Origin of the sequence: Neobacillus driksii, from assembly GCF_013409995.1 — a bacterium.
Lineage (GTDB): Bacteria > Bacillota > Bacilli > Bacillales > Cytobacillaceae > Neobacillus > Neobacillus driksii.
In genome coordinates, this window is sequence record NZ_JACCBX010000003.1 from 179,610 (window position 1) to 196,218 (window position 16,609).

Below are 16,609 nucleotides of genomic sequence, written 5' to 3' on the forward strand. Positions count from 1 at the left end.
CTTATTTGTTTTACATTTTTATGTATGAATGTATGCTTGCCTATCATACCATTATAGACCAAAATCAGTAAGCCCATGCAAAAAGTAAAAAGACTCTCCTCATAAGGAGAGTCGATACCATTAACATTATTGACATTAATAACGTTCTGTAAGCCATGTTCTGTTCCATAGTACTACAAACGGCGTTAAACGCCTCGTACTTAGGTGGTAATCATCTATCTACAGATTCAATAGAATCTGTCCTTCTCCTCGTTCAGTTCCTCAGAGAAAGTGCCCCTACCATTATTTGGGTTTCTCGCTCGTGGGGTTTACCGCGTTCCACCCTTTTCATTTCTGAAAAGGCTCCGTCACTGTGGCACTTTTATAGGTATTCATACCATATCCGTATGGACTTAGGTATTTTCCCGGCCGTCAGCCAAGCCAAAGCTCAGGCTGCCCTAGCTTATGAATTGGCTAGGCACGAACACTACGAGCATCTCAGCTCGTGCGAGCATGGACTTTCCTCTACAATTCGCAATTGCTCCTTGCAGCGATTACCCGAACGTTATTAATAAGTACTTTCTTATTATATGCATTTGTTATTTATTAATCAATGGTTTTAATTAGGAAATCAAGGTACTATCTGTTAATCGTATAGTTTATTCCCAAAAACATGTTTTTCCAGATTCGATAAACGCTTTAAGATATCAAAATTCGTCGTACCTGCAGGCTGTGTTACAGGCTGTCTTCTAGATGTTTCTTCCAACTGTTTACGCAAGCGGAGATTTTCTTGCTGCAGATCTTCAATTTCCTGTTGGAACATTTCATAATCCTTGATAATCAAGTCTAGATACTTATCAACATCTTCTTGTTTATACCCTCGGACTCCGGTCTTAAATTCTTTTTCTAAAATATCCTTAGCGGTTAATTTCACTTTATCGGACACCATTCAATTCCCACCTCAAGTCATTCGCCAATCATTAATCATTACCTATTATTTTTTCAAAAATAAGCCGTTTTGTCAATTTTTCTTTCTTATCCTGTTAATCGATAGTAATTAGGTGCATATCATTAAAAATCCAAACGTTTTAATTCTTCTTCTTCTACGATTACTTGTAAATCATAAAATGTGACTAGCTGGATAGGATATGTATGCTTGTTTTGATATTGTACTGCCATTTCATATATGTATTTTGGGCTTCCTTCTTTCTCTTGGTCATATAGGAGGAGCAGTGCATCGCTTTTTTCAATAAAGAATTGATTTTTCAAACGAAACTGCCAAGGCTTTTCATATCCCTTTTTTGTTACTGAGTCGATGAAATCTGCTTGGGCAAGAATTGATTTATACCATTCACTGTTGTTTTCACTCCAAGAGGCTTCCTGGTCTAGAAATGGGGTGATAACAGCTAGTTTCACATCAGGAAATTCTGATTTTAGTTCAATAACAACTTCGGCAGCCCACAGCTCCACACCCAGTTGTCCGCTGATCAAGACCCACTCTAATCCAGCCTCCATCATTGGAATTAACTCTTTCTTTAGTGCTGCTTTAATAAACAAAACAGCAGGATGGTCATTTTTAAAAATTCCTAATTCAAACGGTTTGTAGCCTGATATGGCTAACACTTTAATCAAGGTTATTCTCCTTATTTGGCAGCAAATAAGCGCCATCTTTTTTATTAAGATATCAAAATAAATAAAAAAAACAAGGGCAGATTTACCCTTGTTAGTAATGTTATCACCTGAAACGACGCGGACGAGGGAATTGACCTGGTGCCATGCCCGGTCCCATTCCTTGACCCATACCCGGTCCCATCATGCCTGGTCCCATTCCTGGACCCATGCCTGGTCCCATCATGCCTGGTCCCATCATGCCTGGTCCCATTCCTGGACCCATGCCCGGTCCCATCATGCCTGGTCCCATATTAGGCGGCATGTTGTTCCCTGGTGGTAAAGCATTGCTCTGAGCTCCAGCAACAGCCGTTGGTGCAGGTGCCGGCATAGGACCTGGACAACAGTTAATGTGCTGGTTACAACACTCCTCAGCGCAAGAAGCTGTAGTTGGACAATAGTGTTTGTGCTGGAACATGTGATGATTAATAGTTGTTATATGTTTTGGATGAATATGCGGAACCACGGTTGTTGAAAAGGTGTGGTTTACGAATTGTTGAGTCGGATGAATGACTGGCGGCGCAAAATTAGTTCCAAGATACAATATAAGCTCTCCCTTCAAAATTATATTCTGTTTACATTAACAGCCTATGATAGAAGGGAATTTCTTGTACTAATGAAAATACCTATTTTTCATATATCTATTTAAGATTAACTTCACTTAGACAACTGTCTAGTTCAAGCGCACAGGGATAAATGTCTAAATCTGAACGAATGTCGCTTTTACTTTTATAGCATCGAATATAAGTTATCTTTTAAGCTTGAAAAAAGAACTGCAGTCAAACAAACAACAACAAAAAATAAATACAAGATTGCTTTATACATAGTATCTACCCCATTATTGTTTTATAGTCGTTTTTTACTCACAGTTTAATATTTTACATGTTTCAACTATAAGAAACAATATGGGAAATCGAATAATTCAGAGTTAATTGTGAAATTTTTGTTACAAATAATCGAGAGTTGACGAATGTTGGTTTTACCTGGGGAATTTAGCGAATTTCTCCTCTAATCGAGTCAATCTTATTTCAAGCTGTTGCTTTACTTTTTGTATTGGAATATTGATATTCTCCACTATTTCCAAAGCCTTTAGGCAATAATCCAAGGCAAGCTTATAATCTTTTATTTTATGCTCATATATTTTAGCAGCTTCAATACATGCTTCGATACTCAACGTGGAATTTTCGGCGTCCGCCACTTCAATAAATAACGGTAAACTATTTTCCCAGTTTTGCTCTTTTTTAGATTGATAAGCCAATGCGAGCTTAGCTTGTAAGGATGTAAAATCGCTGCCGTCTACAAGCTTCGTCAGTACCTTTCTAGCTTCATCTTTTTCACCGAGTGAAGCATACCAACGTCCGACTTCAAATGATTCTTTCCTTGTTTGGTTGTTGTCTATTCCACAGAGTTGAAAGGTTAGATGGGTATATAACGTAACAAGCGATAAAATATCGATTTCATTGTGCTTTATGATTCCAAGCATTCCATCAGGCTGCTTACTCTCAATGAAATCAAAATAAATCATCGGAGCCAAAAAACCTGGGATATCATCTTGCCGTTCTATCCCTAAGACATCTTTTTCGACAACCGCCAACTTTAAACGATCCAATTTATGTTTCCAAAGTCTTCTTGCAGCATGAAATAAATCAAAGTGACCAAAAGCTGGAAGCTTCGGTACATGATCTCTTACAAGGGTATGCCTGGTTTTTACTTGCGGCCAATCAAAGGATTTCCCATTATATGTGACTAATGTTTTATAGTTAACGTTCTCGAGAAAGCTTTGATATAACGGGACTTCTGCACCTGGATGCGGGAGAATATGCTGCCTTAAAACTAGGTTTTGACCAATTACACTCGCATAACCAAGTAAAAAAATCGTATTCCCAACTCCACCGCCAAGACCTGTTGTTTCTGTATCAAAAAAGAATAATTCTTCGGCAGAATGCCCTTCGGCTGATAAGGGATGGCTAATCGGCTGCTTATTCCAAATATCAACAGCTGTAAGGAAATCATGAAAATGGTAGTGACCATGCTTTTGCGACAACGGATATTTTACTTCACGAATGAGACAGTAATCCTGATCTAAAAAATAAGGGGACACATTTTCACTTTCCCATTTAGGAAGGAATGGTATCTCGATCCTCGCAGATTCAGAGGGAGGAGTTGTATTTTTTTCTGTTGCTCCTCCTGAAATATGCGGTTTTAAACGATTTAATTTATTTTTCAATGACATTTCAGCACTTCCTCGATTTAATTGGAAGGATTTATAAAAGCTTCGATTATTTTTAATGTATCCCTTTTTGCGGTCTCACCTGCTGCGTCTGTTCCAATGCACGATGGACATCCGGTTTGACATTTACAGTTATCAATCATTTTTTTTGTTTCCGAAAATACCACTGACATTCCAGAATGAATTTTCTCAGCTAAGCCAATGCCGCCAGGATAACGGTCATAGAAGAAAATAGTCGGCTTTTCGTTATGGTCAGCTTTAACTTGTGGAATCACATGGATATCTTGTGGATCTGCCATGACAAATAAAGGTGCAATATGATTCAAGGCATGTGCGGTTCCAACAAGCCCTTGCTCTAATCGCTCCTGTCCCATTTCAGCGAAAGACTTATTTAGCGAAATCCACGCAGCACTCGTGTGGAGCTCCTCTTCAGGGAGATGGATTGGGCCAGAACCGATATTTTCATGGGTCTCAAATTTGATTTTCTTAAAGATGGTAGCCATTGCACGGACACTCACATCTCCATAGCCAACTTCTGCATACTCCATCTTTTTAAGTTTGTCCTCTTCTAACACCTTTAGTTGTACGGCTAGATTAGCATCAGTGAAGTAATCCACATCCACTTCCCGAACAAATGCCTTTTTTTCTTCCCAATCGAGTTTTTCTACCTGAAATTGGGTTCCTTGATGCAGATAGATGGCTTCATCATGCAGCAGGGTCATAGCCGAGAAACGGTCCATTTCTCCGATTACCCTTACATTAGCAACATCTGATTGATCCACAATGATAACATTTTCCTGGGAAGCGGAGCGCAAACTAATATTATGTGCTGGAAACGAATCGTTCATCCAGTACCATTTATCACCGTTCTGGTACAAAATCCGTTCCTCTGTCAAATATTCTAGCAAATCCTCTGTTCCAATGTTTCCAAACTGCTCGCCAGCTTTAAAAGGCAGCTCAAAAGCCGCACATTTCATATGATCAATTAAGATAATCAGGTTATCAGGATTAATCCTTGCTGTCTCTGGACTTTTATTAAAAAAGTATTCTGGGTTTTGGATAATATATTGATCGAGCGGGCTAGAACTTGCAACCATAATAACGAGGGCTTCCCCATGTCTTCTTCCTGCTCTCCCTGCCTGCTGCCATGCACTGGAAATGGTTCCAGGATAACCAGTCATAATACATACCTGAAGCTGGCCAATATCCACTCCCAACTCGAGTGCATTGGTACTGACTACTCCATAAATATCTCCGGAACGCAGGCCTTTTTCAATTTTTCTCCGTTCGGTTGGTAAATAGCCACCGCGATATCCCATAATCGATTTAGCACCTAATTGATTTTTTACCAATTCTTGCAGATAGGTTAAAATGATCTCTACTCGAACTCTGCTTCTGGCAAAGACAATCGTTTGAATTTTATTCTTTAACAATTCCCCTGCGATCTTCCGAACCTCAAGTGTTGCACTTCTTCTTATATTTAAGGGCTTATTTACAATAGGCGGATTATAAAAAAGAAAGTGTTTGTTTCCACTTGGAGCACCATTATTATCAATCAAGACCATTTTTTCTTCGGTGAGATTTTCAGCAAGTTCAAGCGGGTTGGCAATCGTAGCAGATGTACAAATAAATACGGGGTTGCTGCCGTAGTAACGACAAATCCGTTTTAGCCTGCGAATGACATTGGCCACGTGGCTTCCAAAGACACCTCGATACGTATGAAGCTCATCAATCACCACAAATTTGAGGTTCTCGAAAAGTGAAACCCATTTTGTATGATGAGGCAGGATGGCTGAATGAAGCATATCTGGGTTGGTAATGACTACATGACCAGCTTTACGTACTTTTTGACGAATGTTTGCTGGCGTATCGCCGTCATAGGTATAACTATTAATATCAATTTCCGCCGACTGGATGATTTCATTTATTTCACTCTTCTGGTCCTGTGCCAGTGCTTTGGTAGGAAACATATAAAGAGCCCTAGCGTTTGGATTAGATAAAATACTTTGTAGTACTGGCAGGTTATAACATAATGTTTTACCTGAAGCAGTAGGAGTTACGGCTACTACACTATTTCCAGCCATAATATTTTCATATGCAGTTTTTTGGTGTGTATACAGCTTTTCAATTCCTCTACTATTCAGTGATTCTTTTAATGCCGTATGAAGGTTGTCTGGAAGAGACACGGTTTGGGCTTCTTTGGCTTCAAGTGTTTTCCAGGTAACAATATTTTCTTTAAAACTGTCATTTATTTTTAAATCGGCAAGAATTTCTTGCAGGTTTTTTTTCAATTTCATAGGATCACCTCGTTACTCCATTATAGCGAATAAATGTTCGTAGAAAAAGCTTGTTAATTATTATTTATTTGTCTGTTACAATAGTATAAGGTATTTTATTTCGTCTGTGGAGGTATAGCATGAGAATTGAGGATATTAAGAAGGTGCTTTCTGAGTTCATGCTTTTTAGGGAATTAGATGACTACGAATTAACCAAGATTGCCAACATTTCCATTGCAAGGGAATGGAAAAAGCAAAGTCATGTTTTTCTCCAAGGTGACCCTTTAGAAAATGTTTATTTCATTTATGATGGAAAAATCAAGGTATACAAAAGTGATATTAACGGAAAAGAACAAATTGTCGCCATGATGAAAAAGGGTGAAATGTTTCCACACGTTGGATTCTTTAGAAAAGGCAGTTACCCTGCGTACGCAGAAGTTCTTGAACCCTCAACACTGATTGCAGTCCCTATTTCAAAATTTGAAGGTATTCTCATAGAATATCCTGAATTAAGTATTAAAGTATTTAAGGTGCTGGGAGAAAAAATCGTAGATTTGCAAAACCGGCTGGAAGAACAAATTCTTAACAATACATATGAGCAAATAATCAAACTCCTCATCCGTCTTGGGCAAAAGCATGGAAAGGAATTAGAGGATGGAACAATTCTACTTAAGTCTGAGTTTACGAACCGTGATTTGGCCAGTATGATCGGGACTACCCGCGAAACCATCAGCAGGACACTGACAAAAATGAAAAAGGACGAACTAATCGAAGTAGATGATAATGGAAATATGCTTCTAGATATAGATGTCCTGCTTTCAGAAATTAACTTAATTTAAATAACCGCAGCGTCTACAGCTGCGGTTTTTCTATATGGATTAAGCTTCTGATAACTGAAGCATATCTTCCATGTCTTCTTGAGCGGTACCAATTAATTTTAGGTTAAAAGTTTCTTTTAGAACCTGCAATACACCTTCTGAGATAAATTCAGGCGGTTTTGGTCCAATACGAATATCCTGTATTCCTAAGCTAAAGAGCCCTAAAAGAATCGCTACAGCTTTTTGTTCGAACCAAGATAATACAATACTAACAGGAAGCTCATTGATTTCGCAGCCAAATGCGTCAGCCAATGCCATCGCAATCTTTACTGTAGATCCGGAGTTATTACACTGCCCTAAATCGATATAACGAGGAATATTTGTTCCTGGAACAACACCATAATCAACATCGTTAAAACGGAACTTACCACATGATGTGGTCAAAATAACCGTTTCCTGAGGAAGAGACGTGGCTAATTCCCGATAATATTCTCCCCCTTTACCAGGCGCATCACAGCCAGCAATGACAAAGAACCGTTTAATTTTACCAGCCTTTACTGCCTCTATAACTTCTGGTGCTAAGCCAAGTACCGTTTCATGATGGAATCCTGTAAGCAAGGTTTCGTCCGAATGGATATCCGCTTCCGGAAGCTCTAACGCTCTCTCGATTAATGGTGAAAAATCTTCATTGATGATTTTTTGTACATTCTCAAGACCTGCTACTTCATAACTAAACATTCTATCTGCATATGTACCTTTAATTGGCATTACACAGTTGGTCGTGGCAAGAATTGCACCAGGGAATTTTTCGAAAAGGCGTCGTTGGTCATACCATGCCTTTCCGATATTACCTTTTAAATGAGGATATTTCTTTAATGCTGGGTACCCATGTGCTGGCAGCATTTCAGAATGTGTATAAATATTAATGCCTTTTCCTTCTGTCTGCTTAAGTAATTCCTCGAGTGCAAATAAGTTATGACCTGAAACTACAATAGATTTTCCTTCAATTTTGTTTTGGCTAACACGAATTGGCTCGGGTATACCCAGACGCTTTATATGTGCTTCATCGAGCATTTCCATCACGCGTACAGTGGCCTGCCCCACCTTCATTGCCATTTCGATATGTTCTTGAACATTGAAATTAGAATTCGTTAATGTCATATAAAGTGCTTCTTGTGTCGTTGTATCAACAAATGAATCCGTATACCCTAGTTGATTTGCATGTGTCCGGTAGGCTGCGATTCCTTTTAATCCGTAGATAATGGTATCCTGCAAGCTTGAAATCGTTTCATCTTTCCCACAAACACCCACGACTGTACAGCCTCCAACAGGAGTTTGTTCACATTGATTACAGAACATTCTGTTCCCTCACTTTCTGGTAAATTACATTCTCATGATATAAATAATAGAAAATTTTTCATGTGACATTTATCACTAAAATACAGTTGTAATAAAAGGTTCATAATTTATCGCAAACTTATTACCCTGCACAAACAATAGCCTAATGCATATGATATGGTGAGAAAATACGGAAAGTGAGGGAAAGTTATATGTCTTCCATGCCTCCAAGTGATCAAAACAACCAAAAGAAGGTTAAACCTGAGCAATTTCGTGATTTTTTTAGAACGATGAATGACTTTATTCACGAAAAGCCCGTAAAGGGAGTTTTACAATCTATCGATGAATTTTTTAATAATCCGTTTCCAAGTGGAGCTTTTCCTGTAGAGGTTCGGGAAACAGAGGATGAATACATTATTACAGCTGAGCTTCCGGGGGTTAAAAAGGAGCAAATACGTCTTAATGTCTTACCTAATCATGTAAGTATTTCCCTTGAAAATAAAGAAATGGAAACAAAGGAAGATTTAAACAACCATTTTTTCCAAAAAAGAGTTTCACAACAAAGACTTTCAAGGACTATTCCCATACCTATGACTATTAATGAAAAATTGGTTAAGGCTTCATATCGTGACGGTTTACTAACCATTCGAATTCCACAAGTTAGAGGTAAAACGATTACTATAGAGGACTAAAGAGGTAAAATAAAAAAATCAATCCATAAATTTTTCGACAAACACCCAAAAAGAAAGACGGCTTTTTGCCGTCTTTCTTCTGTTTTTATGCTTTAAATATTCCTCCAAGCCCTTTGACAAGGGACGATACCTGGGTTACCGCACTTACTACCTGCCCCGCTGTATTGACCATCTTATTAACGTCGACTGTCCCGTCCTGTGATTTAAAAGAGTTCATAATAGATTGAATTCCCCCAGGCTGCTTGATCATTGCATTCGGTTTTGGATACGGGTTCATCACATTGTATCCATTCATTTGCGGCATATACTGATTTGACAGCATTTCCTCCTTAGGCTGTAGAGGGTTTTGAAATAAAAATTGTGCATTTTTAGGAGGATAATTCCCCGTTGGATTGGACATTTGCGCAAGATTTCCACCAGGCTGAGAGGTCGAATCATAAGGTTGATATGGTGATTGATAGTTCTGCTGAAAGTAAGGGTTCTGTTGTTGATATGGGTACCATTCCATGCTTTGTACTTGGTAATGATATGGCTGATTACGAGGAACGAATTGAAAATCAGCTGGATAATATCCCATGTTCCTGTAATTCATTTGCCCCGAGTATTCATGATTTATATAATTGTTTGATCTATTTCTACCGTGCATGGGCAAACATCTCCTCCGCTTTTTTCATTACTACACACTATGTAACAATGAAGTGAGGGGTGCATATTTCCAAATAGATTTCAATGTCAAAATGTAGAGAAATTTGTCTAAAGTTTAAATATTTTAAAAACTAGGAATCCTTTTTTTTCGTGTTACTATAAAAAAAAGATGAAGGAGGAGTTACATATGGACATTCGCTCACTTAAAAGCAAATTTAATCAAAGTCGGGATTACATCACCGATGATGTAAACACATTAATGGATTTTGCTAAAAAGGCTTATATTCACAACGAGATAAACATCAAAGAATATCGCCTTCTTGTACGTGAGCTTGAAGCTCTGGGCGCTGTAATTCCTGACGATTATAAGGAAGACTCCCTCATCGAAAAATCATAATAAAGAAAAGAACAGTAAGACAAGCCTATTAGAGATGCAGCCAAAGCATCTCTTTTATTTTTCTAATTCTTTTACGATTTCTAACAAAAAAAATTCAACTGTCCGATTTGCGTTTAAAAATCTTGACCGACTTGTTTTCGGGAAAAATGCCTGTATGGATAATTGATCAATATGATCTAAAGTCGTATCGATTTGTTTAAGATGGAGATGTTTATGCGGATTAATTACTAACCAGCTTTTCATTAATACACCCCATTCTTGGGCTACTTCCTTAACCTCGTTGGCAAAAGGCTTAATCACTTCATGAAAATCATGGCTGGTCCCTGTCTCCCGAGCTTCCTCGAAATAATGCATAAATAAACGGTTATAGTTTAGCAGCTTTTTGGTTAAATCCAGTATTTCTTCTGACATTTCCCTTATTCCTTTCTCCAATACTCTACAAAATAAAAAGCAGCTTTTAATAAAGCTACTCAATTTTATCTTATTCATATTCTATCGGTAACCAAAAGCCCATTTCAAGTTTTAGTGCTTTTGTAACTGAATTGTTTTGTTCAGCATTTGTCTCATTTGTTGTTGAATTTATTTTATCTATTTCTTCTTCAAGCTTAGAGAGCCTTTGAACAGGTGCGGATAATTTATTTAGCTCTTCATTATTCATTTGAATGCGAAGGTCTGAGAAAGATGCTTCCAGAACTATCTCCAATTCTTCTAATTGATCATGTATCTCTGTCAGCATAGAAAGCAGCTTTTCCTTTTCCGGCAATGACGAATTCATCAAATTAAGAACCTCCTCGCGATTATATACTAGGTATTATTCGCTTTCTTTTTAGGGCTTCCTCCCCCACTGACAAAACTAGAAGAGATTCGGCAAAGAAAGTGCCAATTTAGCAATTATTACCTTCCGTTTCGACACTGCCTCTTTTCGCATGAAAAAAGGAAAAATCGAACAAGCTAAAATTGGAGGTGTTGATAATGTCAAAAAAGAAACAAAACAAAAAATCCGGAGCAACACAAGTTGAAAATAAAGTTGGCTACGGCGATAAAAAACTAGAAGGACCAAATCGTCCGGCAGAATAAAATTGGAAGTAAACAAAGCAAGGCATTCGCCTTGCTTTTATATTTTCTTTACATGTGCCGCTCTATGTAACGCTAGCATTAAATCAAGCTGATTTGATTTTTCAAAGTACCAGTCCGTTAAGTGAATGGGATGGCGATGTCTTGCTGGAAAATGCAGCCATGAAGGGGAAATTAACTTATGCTTGCTCCAATCCTCATAGTCATAATGATTGTGCTCAATGATCGGAAAGGTTGCTCTTAATATGGGTGTCCTTCGTTTTGTTTTGGTCTTAAAATATTGTTCGTAATCATAGCGAGACCCAGTATGCGGCGTTTTATCAGCAAATTCGAAAAATAACGGGAATAGACGTGGTTGGGTTAAAATTCTTGCAAGCCTCTTTCCGAGATTAATTCGTTTAGAGAGTGATTTAAAGCCATTTACACTTGCCCCATATAATTCTCCGCCACATGTCGGAAATAGGACACAGCTGAAATGAAGCCAATCTTGAATATTAAAAATCCATGACTGGAAAACTCTCTTTTTATATACTGGATGCTGGATAACAGGATTATGAATAACATTTTGCTCATTAATTATCAATGCGGTTGTAAGTCTTTCCCGGTCTCCTTCTCTCCAATACCTCTCCCACTCTTTTTGGATGAATTCAGAACATTTAAAGTATGGAAGCAAATGAAACATTGGACGCTTTATTTTCGTCGAATAATGATAGACCAGTAATTGAGGGTAGATGTCGTGAAAAATCAACCAATTGGCGCGTTCAAAGGTAAGAAATAATTCTTTTCTAGTTTTAGGGTCTAACATTTCTTGAAAGACATGTCCCTCCAAATCACACATATTATATCCACCATTTCTTGATACCATGCTGGCTAGAAATGACCAAATAATATCAGGATTTTTTTTGTAATAAGCGAAATACGCATCAGTCCTTGTTATATTATCAAGATTCTTTTTAATCGTATCAGCTTTAATTTGACTGATGGTCTCAATCTCATGTATTGTAAGATGATTCATATTCACCTTCTACTTTCAAAAAAGATAGTTTCTAAGAATGGATGATTTATGAAAAAAGAATCATGCTTTTTCCCCAGAGTCAAGGTACATTATTTTTATTAGCGTGTGTTTACCAGAAAATTTTATACACCCCATAACAACAGAGATTTGATATGATAAGTAATAGCTTGAGAGGTGCTTATCATGAATTTTAATTATCCAAACGGTAAAAGGTATATTCCAAAAGGAACCGAAACAGAAACCAATGTAAAGAAAAAAAATAATCACTCCTATAGTAATAGAGGCATGACCCTTGAAGATGATTTGAACGAAACGAATGAGTATTACCGAGAAAGAAATATTGCTGTTATTCATAAAAAACCTACACCCGTTCAAATTGTTCAAGTGGATTATCCTAAAAGAAGTGCTGCTGTCATTAAGGAAGCATATTTCAAACAAGCTTCGACAACTGACTATAACGGAGTATATAAAGGTAAATACATCGATTTTGAGGCAAAGGAAACGGCAAATCCAACCTCGTTTCCCTTGAAAAATTTTCACCAGCATCAAATCGATCATATGCAAGAAGTGGTTTCGCAAGGTGGTATCTGTTTTGTTATTCTTCGATTTTCAAAGAAGGAACAAGTTTTTTTTATGCAGGCCAAACACTTGTTGTCCTTTTGGGATAGAATGAAAAATGGGGGAAGAAAGTCGATTACAAAGGAAGAAATCGAGCAAATTGGAATACTAATTCCTCTTGGATTTCAACCAAGAATTGACTATATTAAAATAATAGATAAACTTTTTCATTTTTAGATTTAGTGAAAATGGTTGATGTATGAAAGGAAGGAAATTTATCATGGCAGAATCGAGAGAGGAGCGCCGTAAAAAACTCCAACAGTCCAAAGGAAAACAAAAAGCGAAGAAAAAACCTAGCGGTATCGTTAAAAAAATTCTTCTAGTTCTTGTAGCACTTGGAATTATTGGTATTTTGGCTGGCGTTGGAACTTTTGCTTATTTAGTAAAGGATACTCCTAAACTTGATCCAAAATTATTAAAAGACCCCATCTCTTCTAAAGTTTTAGATAAAGATGGCGAGCTGATTGCAGAAGTTGGTTCGGTAAATCGTGAATACGTAAACTACAAGGATATACCAAAACTTGTTGAAGATGCCGTTTTAGCAGTGGAGGATGTTCGATTTTATAAACACCATGGTTTGGATCCCATCCGCTTGGCAGGTGCGGTTGTTGCCAATTTCCGTGAAGGATTTGGTTCTGAAGGCGCAAGTACGATTACACAGCAGGTTATTAAAAATTCATTTTTGACACCTGAAAAAACCATCAAGCGTAAAGTCCAGGAAGCATGGATGGCCTATCAGCTTGAACAAAAATATACAAAGCACCAAATTTTTGAAATGTATGTGAACAAAGTCTTTGTATCTGAAAATAGCCATGGTCTTGCGACGGCTTCAAAGATCTTTTATGGAAAACCATTAAGTGAGCTTACCCTTCCAGAAGCCGCACAGCTGGCTGGAATGCCGCAAAGCCCAAATAATTACAATCCATTTGATCACCCTGATTTAGCAGAAAAGAGACGTAATATTGTTTTAATGTTAATGGAACAGCATGGATATATCACTAAAGAGCAATTAGAAGAAGCAAAAAGTGTGCCTGTAACAGCCTCATTAGTAAAAGAAGAGGAAAGAGTAAGAGATGAGAAGCCGTTTGATTCATTTGTTGATGCGGTTATAGATGAAGTAGAGGAGCAAGGTGACTTTGATATCTTCTCAGATGGGTTAACCATTCATACAACCCTTGATCAAAGTGCACAATTGCAAGTAAATACCATACTTAATACTGATGAAGTTATCAACTATCCTGATGCTGAATTTCAGGCAGGGATAGCTCTCATTGACACAAAAACAGGTGAAATCCGTGCAATTGGCGGCGGACGTAACCAAGAAGTCAGCCGTGGGTTTAACTACGCGATTGACACGCAGCGGCAGCCCGGTTCGACCATTAAACCAGTTCTCGATTACGCCCCTGCTATAGAATACCTTAATTGGGGTACCTATCAGACAATTGAGGATAAACCGATTAAATATTCCACTGGCCAAGAATTTGGCAACTGGGATAACAAATATATGGGAGCAATATCTATGCGTACTGCCCTGCAGTATTCCAGAAATACTCCTGCCGTCCAAGCTCTTCAGCAGGTTGGTTTAGAAAAGGCTAAAGAATTTGCTATTAACCTGGGCATTCCATTAAAAGAAATTTATGAATCCTATGCCATCGGCGGCTTTGGAGACAAAACAGTAGGAGTATCTCCTCTCCAAATGGCCGGAGCCTATAGTGCTTTTGGAAATAACGGAATGTATACTAAACCTTATGCAGTCAAAAAAATTGTCCTTCGAGATGGGACAGTTCTTGACACTGCACCAGAATCAAAAGTTGTCATGAAGGATTCTACTGCTTTCATGATTACAGATATGTTAAAGAGCGTTCTTGTTTCTCCAGGTACTGGTACAGCAGCAAAGGTTCCAGGACTTCCAATTGCAGGGAAAACAGGTACCACTAACTATTCAGAAGCTGATATGAAAAAATGGAATATTACTAGCAGCAAGGTTGTTCCCGATGCATGGTTTGCAGGGTACACAACCAACTACACTGCGGCTGTTTGGACGGGTTATTCCAGTATTAAAACACCTATTCAACCAGGAGCGGACCAAAAAATCGCACAATTAATCTTTAAGAATCTCATGGAATATGTATCTAAAGATATCAAGACACCTGACTTCTCTGTTCCTGACAGCGTGCAAAAGGTTAGAATTGAAAAAGGTTCTAAACCACCTGCATTAGCAAGCGAATTTACTCCGAACAGTGAGGTCATTACAGAGTATGCCGTGAAAGGTCATGCACCAAAAACGGTCTCAGAGAAATTCAACAAGATTGCTGCACCTAGCAATCCACAAGCAGTCTATGATGCAGGAAAAAATAATGTGACCCTAACATGGGATTACAACAAACAAGATAATGCTAATGTTCAATTTGAAATAACAGTTTCTGATGGCATTGAACCAAACACATCAACTGTTACAGAAAGAGTGGTTACACTTCAGAATCCAACACCGGGCACAACGTATAGCATTACAATCACAGCTATTATAGACGGTAAGAGAAGTGATCCAGCAACAACCTCTGTCCAAATACCTTTGCCTCAACAGGAAGAATCGGATGATGGTAACGGTACCGGAAATGGTAATGGTACTGGTAATGGTAATGACGAAGGTGACGGTACCGGTAGTGATGAACCTGTAACTACAGAGCCAGGGAATAGCAACGGTAATGGCAACGGAAACGGTAATGGTAATGGAGGATAAAACTCCGCTAACAAAAAAGCGTCTAGCCCTTTTGGCTTAGACGCTTTTTTACGATATTTTTTTTAGCCAATAGTTTTTCTTGCTCTATAAACAACTCGGAGAGCTGGCGGTATGAATGAAATAAGTTAGGCCTAGAAAGTATATATGTTAATCTTTCTTCGAAATTAACCGGTTTGATCTCAAATTGATTGAAAGGAATAGGTTCCTTTGAATTAACTTGTCTACCATTTGACCAATATAAAAATTGAATAAAATAGATAATCCCTTTCTTCATTAATTGAAGTGTGGCTTGTTGATCTCGATTACGATAAAGAGTTTCAAGGTCAGATTTTACTCCGTCCCATTTCGATATTAAGAAAGAAATATTCACTTCCGAAGCTTCTAATTCCAGTTCCTCTAGATAAGGGATGATTAGTTTATCCATTCACTATTTCCCTCGCTTTCATTCTCTTTTTACCTTCCCTGCAAAGCTCTAATAATGGACAGCTAGGACATTGTGGATTTTGTGCTTTGCAATGATACCTTCCGAAGAAAATCAATCTATGATGAGTAACAGACCACTCGTCCTTGGGTACTTTTTTCATTAATGTCTTTTCAACTTCTAATACGGAATCCTTCCAGCGGCATATTCCAAGGCGCTTACTTACCCTCTCGACATGTGTATCCACCGCGATAGCAGGAATATTAAATGCTACCGATACAACAACATTTGCCGTTTTTCTGCCAACACCAGGAAGTTTTGTTAATTCATCACGATCACGCGGGACTTCACCATCGTATTCATCCAAAAGTAATCGGCACAAACTTTGGATATTTTTTGCTTTGTTTCTGTAGAGTCCGATCGAGCGTATATCATTTTGCAGTTCCTCTATTGGTACACTTAAATAATCTTCAGGAGTTTTGTACTTTTTAAATAATTCCTTGGTCACCTTATTGACAAGGACATCCGTACATTGAGCAGACAATGCCACAGCAATGACCAGCTCAAATGGATTTGAATGTACTAGTTCACAATGTGCATCAGGGAACATTTCGTCCATTTTATCTAGACAAAAACGTATTTGTGTATTGTTTAACAAAGAAAGTCACCTGCCATGAGTATTAATATATTAGTAAATA

At 38.0% G+C, this 16,609-nt stretch carries 18 protein-coding genes and 1 other RNA gene; 6 read left to right on the top strand and 13 right to left on the bottom strand.

What is annotated here, in order from left to right; all coding sequences use genetic code 11:
- Nucleotides 1-144: 144 nt before the first annotated feature.
- The 6 genes from rnpB to F4694_RS07160 all read right to left on the bottom strand — a co-directional run bounded on the left by rnpB (nt 145) and on the right by F4694_RS07160 (nt 6,174).
- An RNA gene (gene rnpB / locus F4694_RS07135) (RNase P RNA component class B) lies at nt 145-545 on the bottom strand.
- A gap of 80 nt (nt 546-625) precedes the next feature.
- Entirely contained in the window at nt 626-928 is a 303-nt protein-coding gene (gpsB, locus tag F4694_RS07140; protein WP_179596317.1) for a cell division regulator GpsB, read from the bottom strand.
- A 122-nt stretch (nt 929-1,050) separates the two neighbouring features.
- On the bottom strand, nt 1,051-1,608 hold the full coding sequence (locus F4694_RS07145; protein ID WP_179597079.1) for an SLOG family protein: 558 nt from the start codon (nt 1,606-1,608) through the stop codon (nt 1,051-1,053).
- A 106-nt stretch (nt 1,609-1,714) separates the two neighbouring features.
- Nucleotides 1,715-2,191, bottom strand: coding sequence for a CotD family spore coat protein (locus F4694_RS07150; RefSeq protein WP_218895559.1), 477 nt, complete (start codon nt 2,189-2,191; stop codon nt 1,715-1,717).
- Between the two features lie 435 nt (nt 2,192-2,626).
- On the bottom strand, nt 2,627-3,880 hold the full coding sequence (locus F4694_RS07155; RefSeq protein ID WP_179596319.1) for a ribonuclease H-like domain-containing protein: 1,254 nt from the start codon (nt 3,878-3,880) through the stop codon (nt 2,627-2,629).
- A gap of 17 nt (nt 3,881-3,897) precedes the next feature.
- Nucleotides 3,898-6,174 (bottom strand): DEAD/DEAH box helicase, encoded by a 2,277-nt coding sequence (locus F4694_RS07160; protein ID WP_179596321.1) that lies wholly within the window; start codon nt 6,172-6,174, stop codon nt 3,898-3,900.
- Nucleotides 6,175-6,293: 119 nt separating this feature from the next.
- On the opposite strand from F4694_RS07160, the gene F4694_RS07165 reads away from it, so the two are divergent.
- Nucleotides 6,294-6,992 carry a Crp/Fnr family transcriptional regulator gene (locus F4694_RS07165; protein WP_179596323.1) on the top strand — a complete coding sequence of 233 codons (699 nt, stop codon included), beginning with the start codon at nt 6,294-6,296 and terminating at the stop codon, nt 6,990-6,992.
- A gap of 39 nt (nt 6,993-7,031) precedes the next feature.
- Here F4694_RS07165 and hcp read toward each other — a convergent pair whose 3' ends face one another.
- Complete coding sequence (hcp, locus tag F4694_RS07170; protein ID WP_179596325.1) at nt 7,032-8,330, bottom strand: hydroxylamine reductase; 1,299 nt, start codon at nt 8,328-8,330, stop codon at nt 7,032-7,034.
- Nucleotides 8,331-8,521: 191 nt separating this feature from the next.
- On the opposite strand from hcp, the gene F4694_RS07175 reads away from it, so the two are divergent.
- Nucleotides 8,522-9,001 (top strand): Hsp20/alpha crystallin family protein, encoded by a 480-nt coding sequence (locus F4694_RS07175; RefSeq protein ID WP_179596327.1) that lies wholly within the window; start codon nt 8,522-8,524, stop codon nt 8,999-9,001.
- A gap of 85 nt (nt 9,002-9,086) precedes the next feature.
- Here the strand turns inward: F4694_RS07175 and F4694_RS32080 are convergent, their stop codons facing one another.
- Nucleotides 9,087-9,401 (bottom strand): YppG family protein, encoded by a 315-nt coding sequence (locus F4694_RS32080; protein WP_257029167.1) that lies wholly within the window; start codon nt 9,399-9,401, stop codon nt 9,087-9,089.
- Here F4694_RS32080 and F4694_RS32085 point away from each other — a divergent pair.
- A complete protein-coding gene (locus F4694_RS32085) occupies nt 9,389-9,703 on the top strand; it encodes a hypothetical protein (protein ID WP_257029168.1) in 315 nt (104 codons plus the stop codon). The two genes, F4694_RS32080 and F4694_RS32085, sit on opposite strands and share 13 nt — an antisense overlap.
- Nucleotides 9,704-9,833: 130 nt before the next feature.
- Nucleotides 9,834-10,043 (top strand): YppF family protein, encoded by a 210-nt coding sequence (gene yppF / locus F4694_RS07185; protein ID WP_179596329.1) that lies wholly within the window; start codon nt 9,834-9,836, stop codon nt 10,041-10,043.
- 54 nt (nt 10,044-10,097) lie between these two features.
- Here yppF and F4694_RS07190 read toward each other — a convergent pair whose 3' ends face one another.
- From F4694_RS07190 to F4694_RS07200, 3 genes are all read right to left on the bottom strand, one after another.
- Nucleotides 10,098-10,454: a DUF1798 family protein gene (locus tag F4694_RS07190; RefSeq protein ID WP_179596331.1), complete on the bottom strand. Its 357-nt coding sequence runs from the start codon at nt 10,452-10,454 to the stop codon at nt 10,098-10,100.
- 70 nt (nt 10,455-10,524) lie between these two features.
- Nucleotides 10,525-10,821 carry a hypothetical protein gene (locus tag F4694_RS07195; RefSeq protein ID WP_179596332.1) on the bottom strand — a complete coding sequence of 99 codons (297 nt, stop codon included), beginning with the start codon at nt 10,819-10,821 and terminating at the stop codon, nt 10,525-10,527.
- A 336-nt stretch (nt 10,822-11,157) separates the two neighbouring features.
- The gene (locus F4694_RS07200; protein ID WP_179596334.1) at nt 11,158-12,132 is read right to left on the bottom strand and encodes a DUF2515 family protein; all 975 of its coding nucleotides are present in this window, start codon (nt 12,130-12,132) and stop codon (nt 11,158-11,160) included.
- A 183-nt stretch (nt 12,133-12,315) separates the two neighbouring features.
- Here F4694_RS07200 and recU point away from each other — a divergent pair, with 183 nt between their 5' ends.
- Nucleotides 12,316-12,927 (top strand): Holliday junction resolvase RecU, encoded by a 612-nt coding sequence (gene recU / locus F4694_RS07205; protein WP_179596336.1) that lies wholly within the window; start codon nt 12,316-12,318, stop codon nt 12,925-12,927.
- A gap of 43 nt (nt 12,928-12,970) precedes the next feature.
- A complete protein-coding gene (locus tag F4694_RS07210; protein WP_179596338.1) occupies nt 12,971-15,490 on the top strand; it encodes a penicillin-binding protein 1A in 2,520 nt (839 codons plus the stop codon).
- Between the two features lie 22 nt (nt 15,491-15,512).
- On the opposite strand, the gene F4694_RS07215 is transcribed toward F4694_RS07210, so the two are convergent.
- A complete protein-coding gene (locus F4694_RS07215; RefSeq protein ID WP_179596340.1) occupies nt 15,513-15,914 on the bottom strand; it encodes a YpoC family protein in 402 nt (133 codons plus the stop codon).
- Complete coding sequence (nth, locus tag F4694_RS07220) at nt 15,907-16,569, bottom strand: endonuclease III (protein ID WP_179596342.1); 663 nt, start codon at nt 16,567-16,569, stop codon at nt 15,907-15,909. The genes F4694_RS07215 and nth overlap by 8 nt, the downstream gene beginning before the upstream one ends.
- Nucleotides 16,570-16,609 lie beyond the last annotated feature (40 nt).

Bases quoted from the DNA above. Each gene is read 5' to 3' on its own strand.
- F4694_RS07200 (WP_179596334.1), bottom strand. From the start codon at position 12,132: ATGAATCATCTTACAATACATGAGATTGAGACCATCAGTCAAATTAAA.
- recU (WP_179596336.1), top strand. From the start codon at position 12,316: ATGAATTTTAATTATCCAAACGGTAAAAGGTATATTCCAAAAGGAACC.
- F4694_RS07160 (WP_179596321.1), bottom strand. From the start codon at position 6,174: ATGAAATTGAAAAAAAACCTGCAAGAAATTCTTGCCGATTTAAAAATA.
- F4694_RS07165 (WP_179596323.1), top strand. From the start codon at position 6,294: ATGAGAATTGAGGATATTAAGAAGGTGCTTTCTGAGTTCATGCTTTTT.
- F4694_RS32080 (WP_257029167.1), bottom strand. From the start codon at position 9,401: ATGTCCAATCCAACGGGGAATTATCCTCCTAAAAATGCACAATTTTTA.
- yppF (WP_179596329.1), top strand. From the start codon at position 9,834: ATGGACATTCGCTCACTTAAAAGCAAATTTAATCAAAGTCGGGATTAC.
- F4694_RS07175 (WP_179596327.1), top strand. From the start codon at position 8,522: ATGTCTTCCATGCCTCCAAGTGATCAAAACAACCAAAAGAAGGTTAAA.
- F4694_RS07215 (WP_179596340.1), bottom strand. From the start codon at position 15,914: ATGGATAAACTAATCATCCCTTATCTAGAGGAACTGGAATTAGAAGCT.
- hcp (WP_179596325.1), bottom strand. From the start codon at position 8,330: ATGTTCTGTAATCAATGTGAACAAACTCCTGTTGGAGGCTGTACAGTC.
- F4694_RS07155 (WP_179596319.1), bottom strand. From the start codon at position 3,880: ATGTCATTGAAAAATAAATTAAATCGTTTAAAACCGCATATTTCAGGA.
- F4694_RS07210 (WP_179596338.1), top strand. From the start codon at position 12,971: ATGGCAGAATCGAGAGAGGAGCGCCGTAAAAAACTCCAACAGTCCAAA.
- F4694_RS07190 (WP_179596331.1), bottom strand. From the start codon at position 10,454: ATGTCAGAAGAAATACTGGATTTAACCAAAAAGCTGCTAAACTATAAC.
- gpsB (WP_179596317.1), bottom strand. From the start codon at position 928: ATGGTGTCCGATAAAGTGAAATTAACCGCTAAGGATATTTTAGAAAAA.